The following is a 15,555-nucleotide window of genomic DNA, read 5'->3' as shown; positions in this document are numbered from 1 at the left end:
AGAGAAAAGAAAATTGCCTTTCTCTATACATAAGAAGACATTTTCTCTATTTTGAAAACATTTTGGTTTAAAATTTAGTTGTAATGTTCTTTCCATTTGTGAACTTAATAAAATCAATGATTGTTTAGATTATTGAAAACATTCACAAATACATGGAAAAAATACATACAACATCAATTGCGATTTTTGATTTAACACAATTTCCTATTGTAATCATAACCTGTACAAAGGAACAACCTACAGCTCAGGATATTATTGAATACAAATCAAAAAAGGAAGAGATATTCGAAACATTTACTACTCCCTTTGTTGTAATTGGTGATATTTCTAAAGTAAAGTGGATGGATGCAGATGCTCGGATAGCTTATGGGAAAAACATGAAAGAAACTGCTGATAAATACAGTAATTTGATGATTAAAACATATGCTGTTGTTCCTAATATTATTGCCAATGCCATTCTAAAAGGAGTGAATCTAATCGCAAAACCAAAATATGAACAAGTAATCTGTAAATCTTTTGAACAGGCATATTCTAAAGCATTACATGAAAAGGATCTTATCGAGAACTTGAAATCTGCATAAATTAGGAATTAATTCATGATTTAATATATAAGTATAAACATGTAAAATTAAATACTAAACAAAATTAAGATCAGTCATTGACTGATCTTTTTTTTATGTTCAAATTCTACAAGATAAATACTAATGCAATGAGATATTTTTAGAAAAAGGTATGTTTATAAAATTATCGATTACTCATTATAATTTCTTTTCAAGTTCATATTATGGGCGATTTCTAACATTGTAATTTTTTGTAGAAAAATTCACTTTTTTGAACTAAGGTGATGTTTTTAGTGTTCTTTATGTGTACTAATTTATTACTCATGCAAGATATTTATGAATGTTCAGTGGCAACATTTGATTTTTCAGAATTCCCACTTGTAAAAATCGTTTGTAAAAAAGAACAACCTAATCTAAAAGATGTAATTGAATACAAAAACTTAAAAAATAAGGTATTCAAGGAAATCAATGAAGCATTTATAGTCCTTAGCGATGTGTCCAAAATCAAATGGATGGACTCAGAAGCAAGAATAGAATATGGTAAATGCCTCAAAGAAAGTGATGAGAAATATCTTCATCTCTTTAAAACAGCATATGTTGTAGTTCCCAATATAGTGGTGAATATCATGTTAAAAGGTATCAACCTTGTTGCAAAACCAAGATTTCGTCAAGTAATATGTTCTAGCTATGATGAAGCATACAAAAAAGCAAAATCAGAATTAAAATTTATGATCGATTATCAGAGGGTATCTTAAAATAACCTTACCATTACACATCACTACCCAACTACTAATATTTTACAAGAAACCTAACTATTATGAATAAAATTTACACATGTAATGCTGCAGTAATAGATGTTACTGACTTTCCAATTGTGACAATGACATGTTTATCTGAAAACCCAACTCATCAAGATATTATTGAATTTAAAGCACTAAAAGAAAAAGTTTTTGACAAGTTTGATACACCTTTTGTAGTTATTGATGATTCAAGTAATATCAAATGGATTAGTTCCTCAGCCAGAGCAGAGTATGGACGTTTACTTAATGAACATGATAAAAGATATCAGAACTTATTGAGAGCTTATTTTATTGTAGCACCTAATAAGCTTTTGAAAGTGATTTTAAATACAATAAATAAGATATTTAAAAGAGAAATAAGACAATACGTTTACGATGATATTGACATGGCAAGAAGCTTTGCAGAATTAGATAGTGAAGTAATCAAATCAATATCAAATGTTTCTTGATTACAATTAAATTCATTCTCTATTTACTACCCAAACAAAAATAGAATGTACCCTCTAGATTACCTTTGCAACAAATTAAGTGACGAAACATTTAAAATAGAATATCCATTTGATGATCATGTAATAATTACATTCAGGAAAGAAACATTGAATAAAAAAGATGTAGAACATTTTTTTAAAGTAGTTCATATCATTTTAGAAAACATTCAAAAACCTACAACTTTTATATATGATGTTTCTAAAGTAAAAATGATGCTAACAGATCTCCGTATGAGTTTTGCTAATAAAGTAAAAGTTATTTTGGACAACTATTCACATCTTGTAGCTTCTTATATAGTGATTATTAATAACCCTGTCACTAAGTTATTATTATATGGTATTAACCTTATTATTGGATCAGATACCAAACAAAAAGTAATGACAAATAGGGAGGAGGTTATCCGATATATAAAAAATAAAAGTGTCACCCAATTCATATAGGGTGACACCTGTTAATCAGATTGATCTAGCATTCCTTACATCATTTAAGGCATCTAACATCTTTTTGTTATGATGAGATACCTCTTTAGTTGATGTAGTCCTAATTAATTCCAATAATGATTGATCATTTAATGATGAAAAATGATCCACGAAATAGATATAAATGTCTTCTTGTAAATTCATGATGATATAATTTTGAAATACTAAATAAAATTCAATTCTCCATTTAATAAATGGATAGGCTTTTTAAGAGATAATTTACCACTTTTAAATACAGTGGATAAACCTTTAAAGTCTCTATTATGGAACTCTGTGTTCAAGGCATTTAAAAAAATACCTCGAGAACTATTCCACTGAAAGTTACCGACTTCAAGATTAAACTGATGTATCAGTTCATCATCAGATAGCTGCCCTAAAAGAGAAGCGTCAACAAGTTCATTTTCATTGAATAATGTCATAAATGTAAATTTAGAGTGAAACAAAATTTTACAATGACATCAAGAATTTAATAAGAATAGGGGGAATGTTTTTGTCGTTCCGACCTCATCTATTTTGCCACCGTGGTATTTACTCGGTTGGCATCCATCTAAGGATTCTTGATGATGATACAAAGTAAAAGACAAAAAATGTATAATTCAAATTTTTCTAAGAAGTTTTTTTGAATTTAAGGTGATAGAGTTGTTTTGCTCTTCTAAAATAGATCAGATATAGCTTTGGTGTCCTTAACATCAATAATATGATATTGATCCTTTCGTATTTCTGGTAATAATTGTAGATAATAAAGAATCCTATTATTTCTGTAACTAATAATGGAAGTACTGTTCCTAGTTCTCCAAAGAATTTGACAAAGAAGTAAGAGCTAAAAATTAAAATACAGCTATTAATTACCACAACATTGGTTGAATATTGAGGTTTACCAATTGCATTAGTATAACTTCCGAAAAATGCTCCTAATGGCGAAAACTGAGCGGACATTATCAAAATAACTAATAGGTGGAAAGATTCTCCATAACCTTCTCCATGTAGAATACCTAAAAGAGGTTTAATGACAATAAGAAAAGCAATAGAGATAGGAACAATCAAAGTATACACTCTTTTAATTGTTTTTGTAAATTCAAGCTTAAAATGCCTAAGGTTACCTTGCTCAAATAGTAAGACAATTTTAGGGTAAAATATGAGCTGAATCGCATTACTAAGCGATAAAATTAACACCAAATATCGTTGAGCAACACCCAAAAGTGCTGTTACTTCCAAAGACAAAATACCAGCTGATATAAATAAAGTCATCCTAGAAGCAAGTGTACCAAATATCGCTTTTAACGTGCCTTGTTTGGCATAATGCATAATGTGTTTGAACGTTTTCTTATTAAATTTACTTATAACTATTTTGAAGGTTGGAATTGAACTTAAACCAATAAGAAAACTAACAAAATAAAGGCCACTCAAATAGATAATTAAATTACTTAATTCTACAGGGTAATTACTGAAATAGAAGAAAGCAGTGAAAAGCATTAAAAGAGTAGTGAAATTAATCATTACTGCTTTATATAATTCACCACGACTTTTATGAATATTTTCAATCCATTTTAAACAATTATTACTAATGGAATACAATGGATAAAATAACAATAATGCGGAGACTTCTGGGAAGAAATCATAATACCCAATCGCAAAAATTACCGCTCCAATTAAGGATTCTATAAGTAATAGAGCGTATAAAACCGTTTTATAAGTAGAATGTGCTGTTTCATCTTCTTTTCCAGATGAAAATTTCACTAAAGCAACATAAAGTACCCCTTCTCTAATATTGATCGACAAATTAAAGACAGCAAAAAATATGAACCAACGTCCTACATCTTCAGCCGAATAGACTTGTGTGACAAATAGGAGTAGTGAATAATTATATAATAATTCACTAAAGGTTAATGATAATGAGGATATAAAAGGTTTTTCCTTAAAAAGGGCAATGAACCTTTTCATGAAGCAAAGTTAATGGGTTAATAAGTATTTCAATTTAATTGATTATGAATAATATATATAATTATTAGTTGCAACTTGCAACCATAAATCATATTATGTTTTATTCTTTATAGAAATACTTAGAATAATGTTCTTGGATAGGGGAGATTTTCTAGATGGTAATTGCTTTCATAATTATAATCTCATTTATTATTTTAAAGGTGAACTATAACAATTAAATTTACTCAACACATTTATCTTATATCAACTACATCTATAATGAGCTACCTCAAACTTTATCTATTATTCTTAATCACTTTCAGCTTTGGTGCAAAAGCCCAAAATAATTCAGCAATTGTAAATGATGTGCTTATATCCATAAGTAATAATATCATTTGGATAAGTGATAATATACATTCTGATGTACGTGGTGTCTCAATGATTAATGGTAAAGAAGTGGTCTTCCTTCCACATAGAAATTATGTTGCGAAAATATATGAGACCGATAAACATCTAATTACCGTAAATGATTTTGTGCGTTTTTGGGATAAGGAAGATTATTCATTACAAGATTCTATAGCTCTAGATAATTTTTATCTAAATGCTCAAATACCCAAAGAAAATACACTAACAAATATTACCCTCAGTAGTTTACAATTAGTTGACCTCAAGACTAAAAACATAAAGAAAATCTCACTTCCTAATCATGAATTAACCAATGCAAAAGTAAAAATAAATTCGTCCGGGAGAATCTTTTTCATTAAACCAAATAGTGTATTAGAATTGATAAATGAAAAAGTAACGGAAATCTATAAGTCAAAAGAATTCATTAAGGGTAGTATCATAAATGATCAGGGAATACATTTATTATTATCACCTGAATTGTTTAGAACAGATATAAAAACATCCATAAAAATTATCAGTTTTGAGGGGAAGGAATTAAGCCACATTTATATAGATGACATTCCACATCTAAAAATTGGTCTAGGTGAGTTGAACTCTTACAATCCAAGTAATACACCATACTTTAATATGTTCGGTTCGTCATACTTGCTTCAAACTACAAGTGGATTAGTAGCTTTATCAAATTCATGGAAACAGTATTTAATCTCAGGTTTTTATGATTTACCCTATGCCAACGTCAATTATAAAAACTTTAATGGACAATTTGTAAGAACAGATGGAGGTAAGGTTACTGTTTTTGACCTATGGGGAAGTATTTTATATCAAGAAAATATTGAAAGTTTATATTCCTCATTCAACATAACTAATCAAGATAAAATGAGTTTACTCAACACCCTTTATTTAATAGGTGTTGATGGGGAGAGGACCAATAAACAAGAATTTACCTGGAATAATTATATACTTCCTGTCAATGTCTCAAATAAGGATAACTTCCTTACTTTCCATAAAAATGGAGAAGTTAATGTTTGGAACTATTCTAATTTTAATAAAGAATATAAATGGGAAATTTCTGGGAATAAAAGACCTTTATTCGCCACATTTCAAATTGATAAAACCCACATTCTTACTCTATTTCCAGACTCTAAGAAAATTGTAGTTTATGATCTAAACGGAAAAATTATCAATCAACAAAACTATGATATTGAAGATTTTATTACTGCAATTAGCTCTACAAATGAGGGTATTTATATTGGGACATCGAGTGGGGATGTACATCAACTGGATGATAAATTAAAAATAATATCATCTCATAAAGATGTTTTTGGAGAAGCTGTTTCATCTATTACATTTCTAGAAAAATCAAAAGAGTTAATTCTAGGATCAAGAGGTCGTTTAATTCGTTGCCCTTTAAGTATTGGAAAAATCTCTCCAGAACAAGTTACAAAAGTACATAATGGATATATCACAGATTTAAGTACACAGCATTTTAGTGGACACGACTTTTTATTAACAAATTCTTTCTTTGATAATTCTTGCTTCTTATGGGATTTAAAAACTAAAAGCTTAGTAAAGTCTTATAAACAAGAAAAAAATATACAATATGCCCAATTAATTGATAGCTTGAATGTACCAATGAATGTCGATAGTATTGGTTTTACTTTTGATAGTAACCTTGACCTTGTAAAAAAATTAAAAAGTGATAAACCAGAAGTTTATTTACAAGCTTCGGTTACCTCCCCAATTCGTAAAATTTCATTTAGTAAGGACCAAAACTTAATCTTAGTACTTTCTCAGAATATTGTTTACATTCTTGATGTAAAAACCAGAAAGGTGATTACACAAATTGAAGTCACAGATGATAACATTAATGATGCTATTTTAGATGATAACTCTAGGGAAGTGATTATCACACAAGGAGATAATTTAAAATCCTACGACATTGCTTCAGGTAAAATAATAAGAGAAATAAAATTTGATCATGTTGGTAATTTTAGTGTTCATCGTTTAAGAAAAGTTCCTGCTACTCCTTTTATACTTGGTATAAATACACATGGGTGGACAAATCCTTTCGTCATTCATGAAAACTCTGGGAAGGTAATCACCCGTTACGGTATCCCACTAGATGGAAATCGTATATATGACATTCAGTTTTCCAAATCCGGTCAGTTTATGGCTGTATATACCAATAAAGAAGTGGTTGTCTATAAAGATTATCTTACGAATAAACCAATTAAAGTATTTAAATACGATCGTAAATCAGAGGTTTCATATACCACAATGAATATAGTCCATATAGATGAAGATCAAAACCTTTTAATGTTTGTCGCAAAGGTAGAAGGGCGTACATGTACTTTGATTTATGATTATATAGAACAAAAACTGATTAAAAACATTAAATACAACTACTTAGCAGATATCGTAGGAAATTCTATAGTCTATGGACATATGGATGGTATAAAACAGGTTAGTTTAGAAGATGATTCAAAATCTTTTTTTAACGCAAAAAAAGATTTTATGAGTGATTTAAGTGCAATAGCCTATAATGAAAAATATGATTTGGTAATAGGTGGAGATATTTGGGGTAACATCAAATTATTTGATAATAAATCGAAGAATGAATTAGCTGCAATAGATCGTTTTCAAAACGACATTTATAATTTCAAGAAATACAAAAACCATTTCATCTATAATCATAAAGAAGGTCTTTTTATTATAGACAACAAAAAGTTTGAAAATAAATTAATTGAAAATGCTTCTAACTACCCGTTTTATGCAGATCTATCAGAGGATGAAACTCATATTATCTATTTAGAGTCATCTTCTTCAAAAGATAAGCCATTTGTTTATGTGGAAAATTTGAAGACTGGAATTTCGACAAAGTTATTCCAACTTCCAGTCACCTCAAATAATTTAAGCGTTTTTACTCTAAGTGAAAATCATATTATCTATTCTTATAAAATAGATAACACGACTTATTTCGCATCATATGATATCGACAACAATAGCAATGAAATCTTAATAGAAACAGAAAAGAATTTAGTACTCGATAATCAATCCACTACCAAGAATTTATATTATGTTGAAATATTGAATGATGACAACAAAAAAATACTTACTACTAAAACATATGATTATCAATTAATCGATAAGAAAAAGAATTTATTACATACAGTTGAATATCATCTTGATGATCACAAAGACATAAATACTAGAAATTTACAAAAATACTTAAAGAATTTTCAACTCATTTCTTCTTCTGGATATCAGGTTTATCAAACTGAAGATGGGATTAATATATTTGATTATAGATCTAAAAAACATCTATTGAAAGAGTTTGATCAAGTCAAAAATAAGCTCTTTAAATATCATGTAGCTTCAAATACACTCTACATAATTAGTGAAGAAAATGAGGTAATAAGCTATAACTTAACTACTAAGACTTTAAATACACTTTTCACTATCAATAGTAATATTGAACAAATTGATTTACATGAGAATGAATTAATCATTTTAAGTTCGGATGAAAAATTAAAGTCTATTCTACTGATGATCAATCTATTGAATATCAAATTCAATCTTCTGGTGAAGACGGGATTAGTATAATAAATAATAATGGTTATTACATGACTAGCAAAAATGCGGTTGATAATATTGTATTTAAAAAAGGATTAAATGTCTATCCTTTTGATCAATTTGACGCATGGTTTAATCGACCTGATATAGTTTTAAAAGGTATAGAAGGGACTGATAAAGAGTATATTAATCAGGCTTATTTAGCTTATAAGAAGAGGTTAAATAAATTAAGTTTAGATAATGATTTTCCAAAAATTGACGGACTCCCTAAAGTTATTATTGATAAAGAAAATATTCCTGTCACGATAAATCAGAAAGAATTTACTTTTTCTTTAGCGGCCCAAACATCTGATCAATCTAAGATTAGTAGCATTGATGTTTGGATTAATAATGTCCCTGTATTTGGGAAAAATGGTTATCGATTATCATCAAATACTTCTAAAATTGAAGAAGATATTACAGTAGCTTTAAATGACGGAATCAATAAAATTGAAGTAGGGGTGAGGACAGATTTAAATTCATCCTCTCTTAAAGAAGAATTCTTTATAACATGCGAGCAAAATACTTCTTCAAAGTTTTATGTAATTGGAATTGGTATTTCACATTATAAAGACAGTACCATGAATTTACAGTACGCTGACAAAGACGCCAAAGATATTGTGAATGATCTAAAGAAAAAGGGAAATCATATAGAAGCAATTCTTCTTACAAATGAACAGGTCACCAAAAAGAATATCCTAGCTTTAAAAAAACAGCTGCTTAAAACTAATGTAGATGATGAAATAATCCTATATTATGCAGGACATGGAATGTTAGATTACAATTATGATTACTACCTCACTACTCATGATATTAATTTTAGACAACCTAAAGAATTGGGTCTTAAATACGATGACTTTATCAATCTACTAGATGGTATTCCTGCTAGAAAAAAATTAGTAATAATAGATGCCTGTCATTCTGGTGAGCTAGATGAAACTCCTACAAATACATTCAATGCTAATAACAATGTAAAAGTTGTTTCCAGCTTTACTAGGGGATTAGTTCCTGAATTACCTATTCCTACGGCATCATCTTTTGAATTTATGCAAGATATTTTTACCGATTTAAGAAGGGATACTGGAGCTACGATTATCTCAAGTGCAGGTGGTAATGAGTTTGCTTATGAAGGCGAAGGATATGATAATGGTCTTTTTACTTATTTCTTAAGAAAAGCGATTAACGAGGACTTAGCTGATCAAAATAGTGACGATAAAGTTAACGTACAGGAACTTTTAGATTTTCTGGAACGTGAAGTGAAAGAGGCATCAAATGGTCAACAGCAACCAAATGCTAGAAGAATTAATAAAGAAGAGAATTTTAAGCTTTGGAATTTATTGGAACAATAGGAAATAAAACTTAAAAAGTTCATGTATATAATATAAACCGAAACTGTGAGCTTGTAGATTAATTTACAAGCTCACATTATTTATATATTTATTGTTAATGTCATAAATGAACTTAATTAATAGAATCAGTAATTATTTGATGGCAACCATTTAATTATTCAGCTGCTCTAAGATGATTGTAAATCTAATTTTGAAGTTCATATTTAACGATGAATGAACTATCTCAATGCTTAAAAATAAATAAATGAAATTCTACCTAACATTATTAATCCTGTATATCATTAGTTCTTGTGCACCTGTAAACACAGTAGATGAATACTGTGATCCATTAGCAGAAAATCCACATTTTATATCCGAATGCAAAGAATATAATTGTACGAAATATTAAATGATCAAACCCAATACTAAATTTTAGTGTTGGGTTTTTTAATTTCAAAAATGCCATGATATATACTATTGCATTATCTCAAGAACTAACAAATTATGAATAACACATATAATTATAATATAATTTATGTTATGTTAAATATAATGTTTTGTAGTTTATCTTATCACCTTTAGAATCAAATATTTAAAGAAAACGTCTTGAAGCATTTTTATCTAATTGATTTACAGTTTTTTATCAAATTATTTTGTTATGTAACATTGTTACTTTATATTTGAAGTATCAATATTAAACATGACTAATTCTTCAACTATGAAACACTTTGTATTAAAATTCATCACCACTTCCCTATTCTTTATAGCAACACAATCTTCTGTACTTTCTTCAGATGATAAAAACTTCTTGAAAGTACATACTGTTGAGGTTTCTCAAATTCAAATGACTATTTTACATGGAGATGGATTTTTTTCTTTAACACGAAGATTATTCCAAGTGCTCGAAAAAAATCCAAATAATATTACCTGGGAAGATGTATTCTTATTGAAAACAATATATCAAGAACAAACGGGAAGCGATGAGTTAGTAGTGGGAGAAAAATTTATAGTTTTAAAAAATGAGTTTCTTTAGAAGAAACTCATTTTTTTATTAAATAAACCCTGTGTCAGGATACTTGAATCTGTATAATACATTCATTTATATGATATTATCACATAACATTTTGCAAAATCCCTAAAAAGGGGGATTTATATCTCATAAAAGATTAATAGTTTTAATCATTCCTTTACCCAACTAAATTAAAATGAGAAAACTATTATTATTGCTCTCCTTTCTGTTTGTGCTATTAAATTCGTATGGCCAAGATGATTCAAATACCAATAAATTTGCTATTGGTGTAAGTGGTGGATCTAACGGATTAGGGATTGACGTTTCAAGAAATTTAAATGAACATTTTAATGGTAGCTTAAGCTTTAATTATCTCAAAATTGATAATTTTTCGCAAGTTGTTACTTATGATGGTCAAAGTTTGAAAGGCACAGCCAATGTTGATATGAGAAATATTGATTTACGTATCGAGTACCTACCTTTTAAAGGCAGTAGTTTTAAAATTGTTGCTGGCTTAGCATATATGTTCAGTAATAGTGTACAACTTATAAGTAGTTATACAGAACCTATTACTTTAGGTGTTCGGACATTAACACCTGATGATATTGGCGAAATTAGATTTGAATCGGAATGGAATCAGCTTTCTCCCTATTTTGGTATAGGATTAGGTCGTGCAGTTCCTAAAAAGAGAATTGGATTTGGGCTTGATATGGGGACATACTATTTAGGAAATCCCAATATCAAATTCTATGGTACTGAATTATTCACTGATATGTCGAGTCAAGAACAAAAAATGGAATCCAATATGAAAGATTATACTTGGTTCCCTTTATTGCGATTAAGACTTTCAGTAAGGTTAAATTAATTATAATCATTACACAGTATTCAAAAAAGATATTTTTTGACGATTTGTTTTATACTACAATTACCTAAGTAAAGGCAAACACTTTTGTTTGCCTTTTTTAAAAAGTACTATCAATAATTAACATTATTTTCAAATATACCACACTTTATCAATTCACTTTCCTAATTTTGTCACGCTAACAAATTATCGACAATCTTATTCATTCAAACCAAGAAAATGAATTTATTATCCAAATGTGTAGGCTATTTAGCCTCAATTGTGACACTTATTATTATCTCTACGAACTTACTTCAAGCTCAGAATACTATCACAGGTAAAGTACTTGAAAATAGTAACAAGAATGCTATTGAATACGCAACTGTTGCGTTATACAATCAAGAGAATGAAAAACTGATCACTGGAGTAGTTACTCAAACGGAAGGTATTTTTAACATCAACAAGCTTAAAAAAGGCACTTACAAATTAACTGTGGCCTTTATGGGATTCGAAACTTTTGTGAAAGAAAACATTAAACTTGATGGTCAGCCTTTAAATCTTGGAACTATTTATCTAAAAGTAGATAATCAAATGCTTCAAGAAATTGAGATCAAAGGAGAACAGCTAACTGCGGTTACTAAAGTTGACCGACAAGTATATGATGCAACAAAATTTGAAGCCGCTGCAGGAGGTACTGCTACTGATGTACTAAAAAACATGCCTTCTGTGAGTATTAATGCTGAAGGTGATTTATCTGTTAGAGGTACATCAGGATTTGTAATTTTACTTAACGGTAAACCAATACAAACTGATGCCGCTACTATTTTGAATCAATTGCCAGCCAATTCTATTAAAAATGTTGAGGTAATCACCGCTCCCTCTGCCAAATACGATTCAGAGGGAAAGGCAGGAATTATCAATATTATCACTACTAAAGGTGCAACTGATAACCTTTTTGCTCAAGTGAATGTAAGAGTTGGTTTACCTAGCGTAGAACCTTATGACAATGCAAAAATGCCTCTAAGATATGGTGGTGACTTTACTATTGCTCAACAAAAAAATAAATTGAATTGGGCTATTGGAGGTTCTTATCAAAGAAATGATAAAACAGGTCGTCGTGAAGGTGATGTGTGGACTCAAATTGATGATGATCCAAAGTTCAGATTCCCTTCTGATGGAGAACGCTCTTATGTGGAAGAAAACTATTCAGCGAACTTATCATTAGGATATGATGCAACTAAAAATACCTCTCTACATTTTGCTGCTATGGGTGGTATTAGAGATAAAACAAGACTTGCAGATATTTATTATAATAATAATCGCTTTGAAGGTGACCCCACTCCTTTTCAGTATTACAACCATAACTCTAGAAATAGACAATCCGATTTCTTTGTTTCTAGTTTTGATTTTGATCATCGATTTGATAATGGTGCACAAATCAAAGCATCAGTTTTGTATGAATATACTTTATTAGGTGGTCCAACATTTAATGACAACCAAAGAGATAACTTTTCAACACCAGAAAACCAAAATTTCTTCTACTTGAGAGAAAGAAACACTAATGAGAACCCTTTAAATGGTTTCCGTGCTAATCTTGATTATAGTTTCAAACCATCAAAATTAGGTCAGTTCGAAATGGGTTACCAATTCAGGACATTAGACCATAAAGGTGATTTCTTGTACGAAAGAGAAAATCTAACTGATGGTAAACCTACAGGTAATTGGGAAGTTGTAGACAATTATTCGTCTAACTTAAACCTGAAGAGAAATATTCACTCAGCCTATGGTCAATTGGCTGGAGAAAAGGGCGATTGGACATATGGTGTAGGTGTTCGTGCAGAGTATATGGATCGTCAAGTTGATTTCTTGGGCTATGAAAATGGTCAGTTACAACCTGAGAATCAAAGGGAAATAAAGAAGTATGATTACTTCAAATTATTCCCATCAGCAAATTTACAATATAAAGTAAATGATGGATTTGCATTAAAAACAGCCTACAGTAAAAGAGTGGAAAGGACGACTACTTTTAAAATGAATCCATTTAAAGAAAAAGAGCATTCTGAAACACTGGAACAAGGTGATGCGGATCTTTTACCTGAATTTATTGATTTAGTTGAATTAGGTGCCACTCAAGAAATTGGCGACCATAGTATCTTTGCAACGGCTTACTTTAGAAATACAGAAAACTTGATTAATAGAACAAATACATTTGATAGTGACTCTGTTTTAAACCGTATCTATACTAATGTAGGGAATAGTAAAGTATTTGGTTTTGAGCTAGGGACTTCATTGAAATTAACAAAGTGGTGGGACTTTTATGCTGGTGGTAATGTTTATCATCAACATATTAAAGGTCAATTTGATTATGATGATACAGATAACGATTGGTTAATAAGTATTCCTGTGGATACAAAAGCTTGGCAGTATAGCTTTAATATCAACACAACCTTTGATATCACAAAGACATTAAGTACTAATTTCTCATTTAATTATTTATCGGAAAGAGTAACCGCCCAAGGTAGAGATTCTCGATTCTACTCTCCTAACCTTTCCATAAAAAAGACATTCCTTGACAAAAGATTGGCTGTAAATTTCCAATGGCTGAATATGGATATGGGTATGTTAAATACGAATGAGCAAAGAATTACTACAAGTGGAGATTATAATGCTCTATTGGCCAACGGAACTTCTCAAAGACAACAATTTTATACTACAACAAATTATGTCTACGAAGTGGATCAATTGATCATCAATATAACTTATAACTTTAATAGTTCGAAAAATAAATCGAAGAAAGTGAAATCAGAATTTGGAGCTCAAGAGTTCTAATATAGATAAAGGCTACCTCAAAAAGGTAGCCTTTTTTACCTAATCTATATTTATAACTAAAACTAATCTATTTACACATTAAAATATTCTGAGAATTGTAAGATCCCTTCAAGGATAAATTGAATTCCCATGGCAATAATGATTAATCCCATAAATGGTGTAGTAATCTGACTTGTCTTTGATGGTTTTGTATTATCACCTTTAGAAAGTAAAGCGATAATTATCCAAGAGACTATCAATACACATAAAATTGAAATAAGTGCTACACTAGGAAAATGATCTTCTGATTGAGAAATGGCTAAAGTAATCACACCTGTAATGGTTCCAGGGCTTGCTGCAAAAAGAATAAAAGGCATTAAGTTTTTTTCCTTTTCATCTGTTGAATTTTCTGTTTTTTTATTCAACATTCTAAATCCAATACTCATTAACACTAATCCTCCAGCTACCTGAAAAGCGTTTAAACTAATACCTAAAAGGTGTAATAATTTTGATCCTAACAATGCTGAAATAGCTAATATAAAACCTATTGTGAGTATAGATTCTGTAAGATCTTTCAGTTTATGCTGATAAGATCTTCCTCTTTCGATACTTCCAAAAATTTGAGAACATATTACAGGATTAACTAATGAGAAAATGGTCAGAATTCCTTGAAAATAGATTTCCATTGTGTAGAATTTATATTTTGATTTTTTGTTTGTTGGTTGCCATTACCAACAATACAAAAGTCCTTATTTCTACACCCAAAGAGTTACATAAAATAAAATAGTAGTTACACAAAAACATCAAACTTGACTTTAACCAAAAAGTCTTTTCATCTTATCTAAGTGTTCTTTAAATTCTCTTGCTTTCTTTTTTCTAGCTTCCTTTAGATCTTCTCTATCAAGAATATAATTTAGCTCCTCTTCAGGTGGGATGCCACAAGATAATTTTTGTTCACCATCCACTTCAATTAAACAAGAATTACATGTTCCATATTTTCTCATTGTCTTATAACAAGGATGTGTAATACTCAATTTATTCCTTTTTAATAAATCTAACAGGGTTTTATCCCTTTCATGTCGATCATATTCTTTATTGTCAACTTTAATAATCATTGAGGCTTTGATACATTCTGAATAAAAATTTTCGTGAAATTATGGATCTTTTTATAAGATTAAAATTCAATGATGTGTTTTCTAAGATCTACATCCATGGAACTTATATTAATAAATAAATGATTCGTTGAAATAGTATAAGTTCAATCCATAGAACAATGTCATTATTTAGCTTATTAAATTGATTTA

General features: G+C 29.5%; 14 protein-coding genes and 1 riboswitch. Of the genes, 9 read left to right on the top strand and 5 right to left on the bottom strand.

The annotated features are described in order from the left end of the window. The first annotated feature begins 152 nt into the window (after positions 1-152). The 4 genes from MY04_RS23755 (at position 153) to MY04_RS23740 (ending at position 2,289) form a co-directional block, all read left to right on the top strand. Complete coding sequence (locus tag MY04_RS23755; protein WP_066215015.1) at positions 153-581, top strand: hypothetical protein; 429 nt, start codon at positions 153-155, stop codon at positions 579-581. Positions 582-883: 302 nt separating this feature from the next. Then, positions 884-1,315 carry a hypothetical protein gene (locus tag MY04_RS23750; RefSeq protein WP_158297883.1) on the top strand — a complete coding sequence of 144 codons (432 nt, stop codon included), beginning with the start codon at positions 884-886 and terminating at the stop codon, positions 1,313-1,315. A 62-nt stretch (positions 1,316-1,377) separates the two neighbouring features. Next, positions 1,378-1,809 (top strand): STAS/SEC14 domain-containing protein, encoded by a 432-nt coding sequence (locus tag MY04_RS23745; protein ID WP_066215011.1) that lies wholly within the window; start codon positions 1,378-1,380, stop codon positions 1,807-1,809. Positions 1,810-1,854: 45 nt separating this feature from the next. Continuing rightward, on the top strand, positions 1,855-2,289 hold the full coding sequence (locus MY04_RS23740; RefSeq protein WP_066215009.1) for a hypothetical protein: 435 nt from the start codon (positions 1,855-1,857) through the stop codon (positions 2,287-2,289). A gap of 15 nt (positions 2,290-2,304) precedes the next feature. On the opposite strand, the gene MY04_RS23735 is transcribed toward MY04_RS23740, so the two are convergent. The 3 genes from MY04_RS23735 to MY04_RS23725 form a co-directional block, all read right to left on the bottom strand. Then, a complete protein-coding gene (locus tag MY04_RS23735; protein WP_158297882.1) occupies positions 2,305-2,472 on the bottom strand; it encodes a hypothetical protein in 168 nt (55 codons plus the stop codon). 20 nt (positions 2,473-2,492) lie between these two features. Continuing rightward, positions 2,493-2,747: a hypothetical protein gene (locus tag MY04_RS23730; RefSeq protein ID WP_066215007.1), complete on the bottom strand. Its 255-nt coding sequence runs from the start codon at positions 2,745-2,747 to the stop codon at positions 2,493-2,495. Between the two features lie 57 nt (positions 2,748-2,804). Continuing rightward, a riboswitch (SAM-I-IV-variant riboswitch) is annotated at positions 2,805-2,897 on the bottom strand. Positions 2,898-2,934: 37 nt separating this feature from the next. Next, entirely contained in the window at positions 2,935-4,269 is a 1,335-nt protein-coding gene (locus MY04_RS23725; protein WP_066215005.1) for a lipopolysaccharide biosynthesis protein, read from the bottom strand. A gap of 258 nt (positions 4,270-4,527) precedes the next feature. On the opposite strand from MY04_RS23725, the gene MY04_RS23720 reads away from it, so the two are divergent. The 5 genes from MY04_RS23720 (at position 4,528) to MY04_RS23700 (ending at position 14,272) form a co-directional block, all read left to right on the top strand. After that, positions 4,528-8,256 carry a hypothetical protein gene (locus MY04_RS23720; protein WP_066215004.1) on the top strand — a complete coding sequence of 1,243 codons (3,729 nt, stop codon included), beginning with the start codon at positions 4,528-4,530 and terminating at the stop codon, positions 8,254-8,256. Between the two features lie 20 nt (positions 8,257-8,276). Beyond that, on the top strand, positions 8,277-9,614 hold the full coding sequence (locus MY04_RS23715; RefSeq protein ID WP_066215002.1) for a caspase family protein: 1,338 nt from the start codon (positions 8,277-8,279) through the stop codon (positions 9,612-9,614). Between the two features lie 697 nt (positions 9,615-10,311). Continuing rightward, positions 10,312-10,626: a hypothetical protein gene (locus tag MY04_RS23710; RefSeq protein WP_158297881.1), complete on the top strand. Its 315-nt coding sequence runs from the start codon at positions 10,312-10,314 to the stop codon at positions 10,624-10,626. 172 nt (positions 10,627-10,798) lie between these two features. Then, positions 10,799-11,467: a hypothetical protein gene (locus MY04_RS23705; RefSeq protein WP_066214998.1), complete on the top strand. Its 669-nt coding sequence runs from the start codon at positions 10,799-10,801 to the stop codon at positions 11,465-11,467. 216 nt (positions 11,468-11,683) lie between these two features. Then, complete coding sequence (locus tag MY04_RS23700) at positions 11,684-14,272, top strand: TonB-dependent receptor domain-containing protein (RefSeq protein ID WP_066214996.1); 2,589 nt, start codon at positions 11,684-11,686, stop codon at positions 14,270-14,272. A gap of 71 nt (positions 14,273-14,343) precedes the next feature. On the opposite strand, the gene MY04_RS23695 is transcribed toward MY04_RS23700, so the two are convergent. Next, positions 14,344-14,937: a MarC family protein gene (locus tag MY04_RS23695; protein WP_066214994.1), complete on the bottom strand. Its 594-nt coding sequence runs from the start codon at positions 14,935-14,937 to the stop codon at positions 14,344-14,346. Positions 14,938-15,066: 129 nt separating this feature from the next. Then, positions 15,067-15,366 (bottom strand): 2Fe-2S iron-sulfur cluster-binding protein, encoded by a 300-nt coding sequence (locus MY04_RS23690; protein WP_066214990.1) that lies wholly within the window; start codon positions 15,364-15,366, stop codon positions 15,067-15,069. Positions 15,367-15,555: the final 189 nt, after the last annotated feature.

The organism is Flammeovirga sp. MY04, assembly GCF_001682195.2.
GTDB classification, from domain to species: Bacteria; Bacteroidota; Bacteroidia; order Cytophagales; family Flammeovirgaceae; genus Flammeovirga; species Flammeovirga yaeyamensis.
This window is presented reverse-complemented; position numbering and strand designations above follow the sequence as displayed.

Coding starts and splice junctions, on each gene's coding strand:
- MY04_RS23755 (WP_066215015.1), top strand. CDS start 153: ATGGAAAAAATACATACAACATCAATTGCGATTTTTGATTTAACACAA.
- MY04_RS23750 (WP_158297883.1), top strand. CDS start 884: ATGCAAGATATTTATGAATGTTCAGTGGCAACATTTGATTTTTCAGAA.
- MY04_RS23745 (WP_066215011.1), top strand. CDS start 1,378: ATGAATAAAATTTACACATGTAATGCTGCAGTAATAGATGTTACTGAC.
- MY04_RS23740 (WP_066215009.1), top strand. CDS start 1,855: ATGTACCCTCTAGATTACCTTTGCAACAAATTAAGTGACGAAACATTT.
- MY04_RS23735 (WP_158297882.1), bottom strand. CDS start 2,472: ATGAATTTACAAGAAGACATTTATATCTATTTCGTGGATCATTTTTCA.
- MY04_RS23730 (WP_066215007.1), bottom strand. CDS start 2,747: ATGACATTATTCAATGAAAATGAACTTGTTGACGCTTCTCTTTTAGGG.
- MY04_RS23725 (WP_066215005.1), bottom strand. CDS start 4,269: ATGAAAAGGTTCATTGCCCTTTTTAAGGAAAAACCTTTTATATCCTCA.
- MY04_RS23720 (WP_066215004.1), top strand. CDS start 4,528: ATGAGCTACCTCAAACTTTATCTATTATTCTTAATCACTTTCAGCTTT.
- MY04_RS23715 (WP_066215002.1), top strand. CDS start 8,277: ATGACTAGCAAAAATGCGGTTGATAATATTGTATTTAAAAAAGGATTA.
- MY04_RS23710 (WP_158297881.1), top strand. CDS start 10,312: ATGAAACACTTTGTATTAAAATTCATCACCACTTCCCTATTCTTTATA.
- MY04_RS23705 (WP_066214998.1), top strand. CDS start 10,799: ATGAGAAAACTATTATTATTGCTCTCCTTTCTGTTTGTGCTATTAAAT.
- MY04_RS23700 (WP_066214996.1), top strand. CDS start 11,684: ATGAATTTATTATCCAAATGTGTAGGCTATTTAGCCTCAATTGTGACA.
- MY04_RS23695 (WP_066214994.1), bottom strand. CDS start 14,937: ATGGAAATCTATTTTCAAGGAATTCTGACCATTTTCTCATTAGTTAAT.
- MY04_RS23690 (WP_066214990.1), bottom strand. CDS start 15,366: ATGATTATTAAAGTTGACAATAAAGAATATGATCGACATGAAAGGGAT.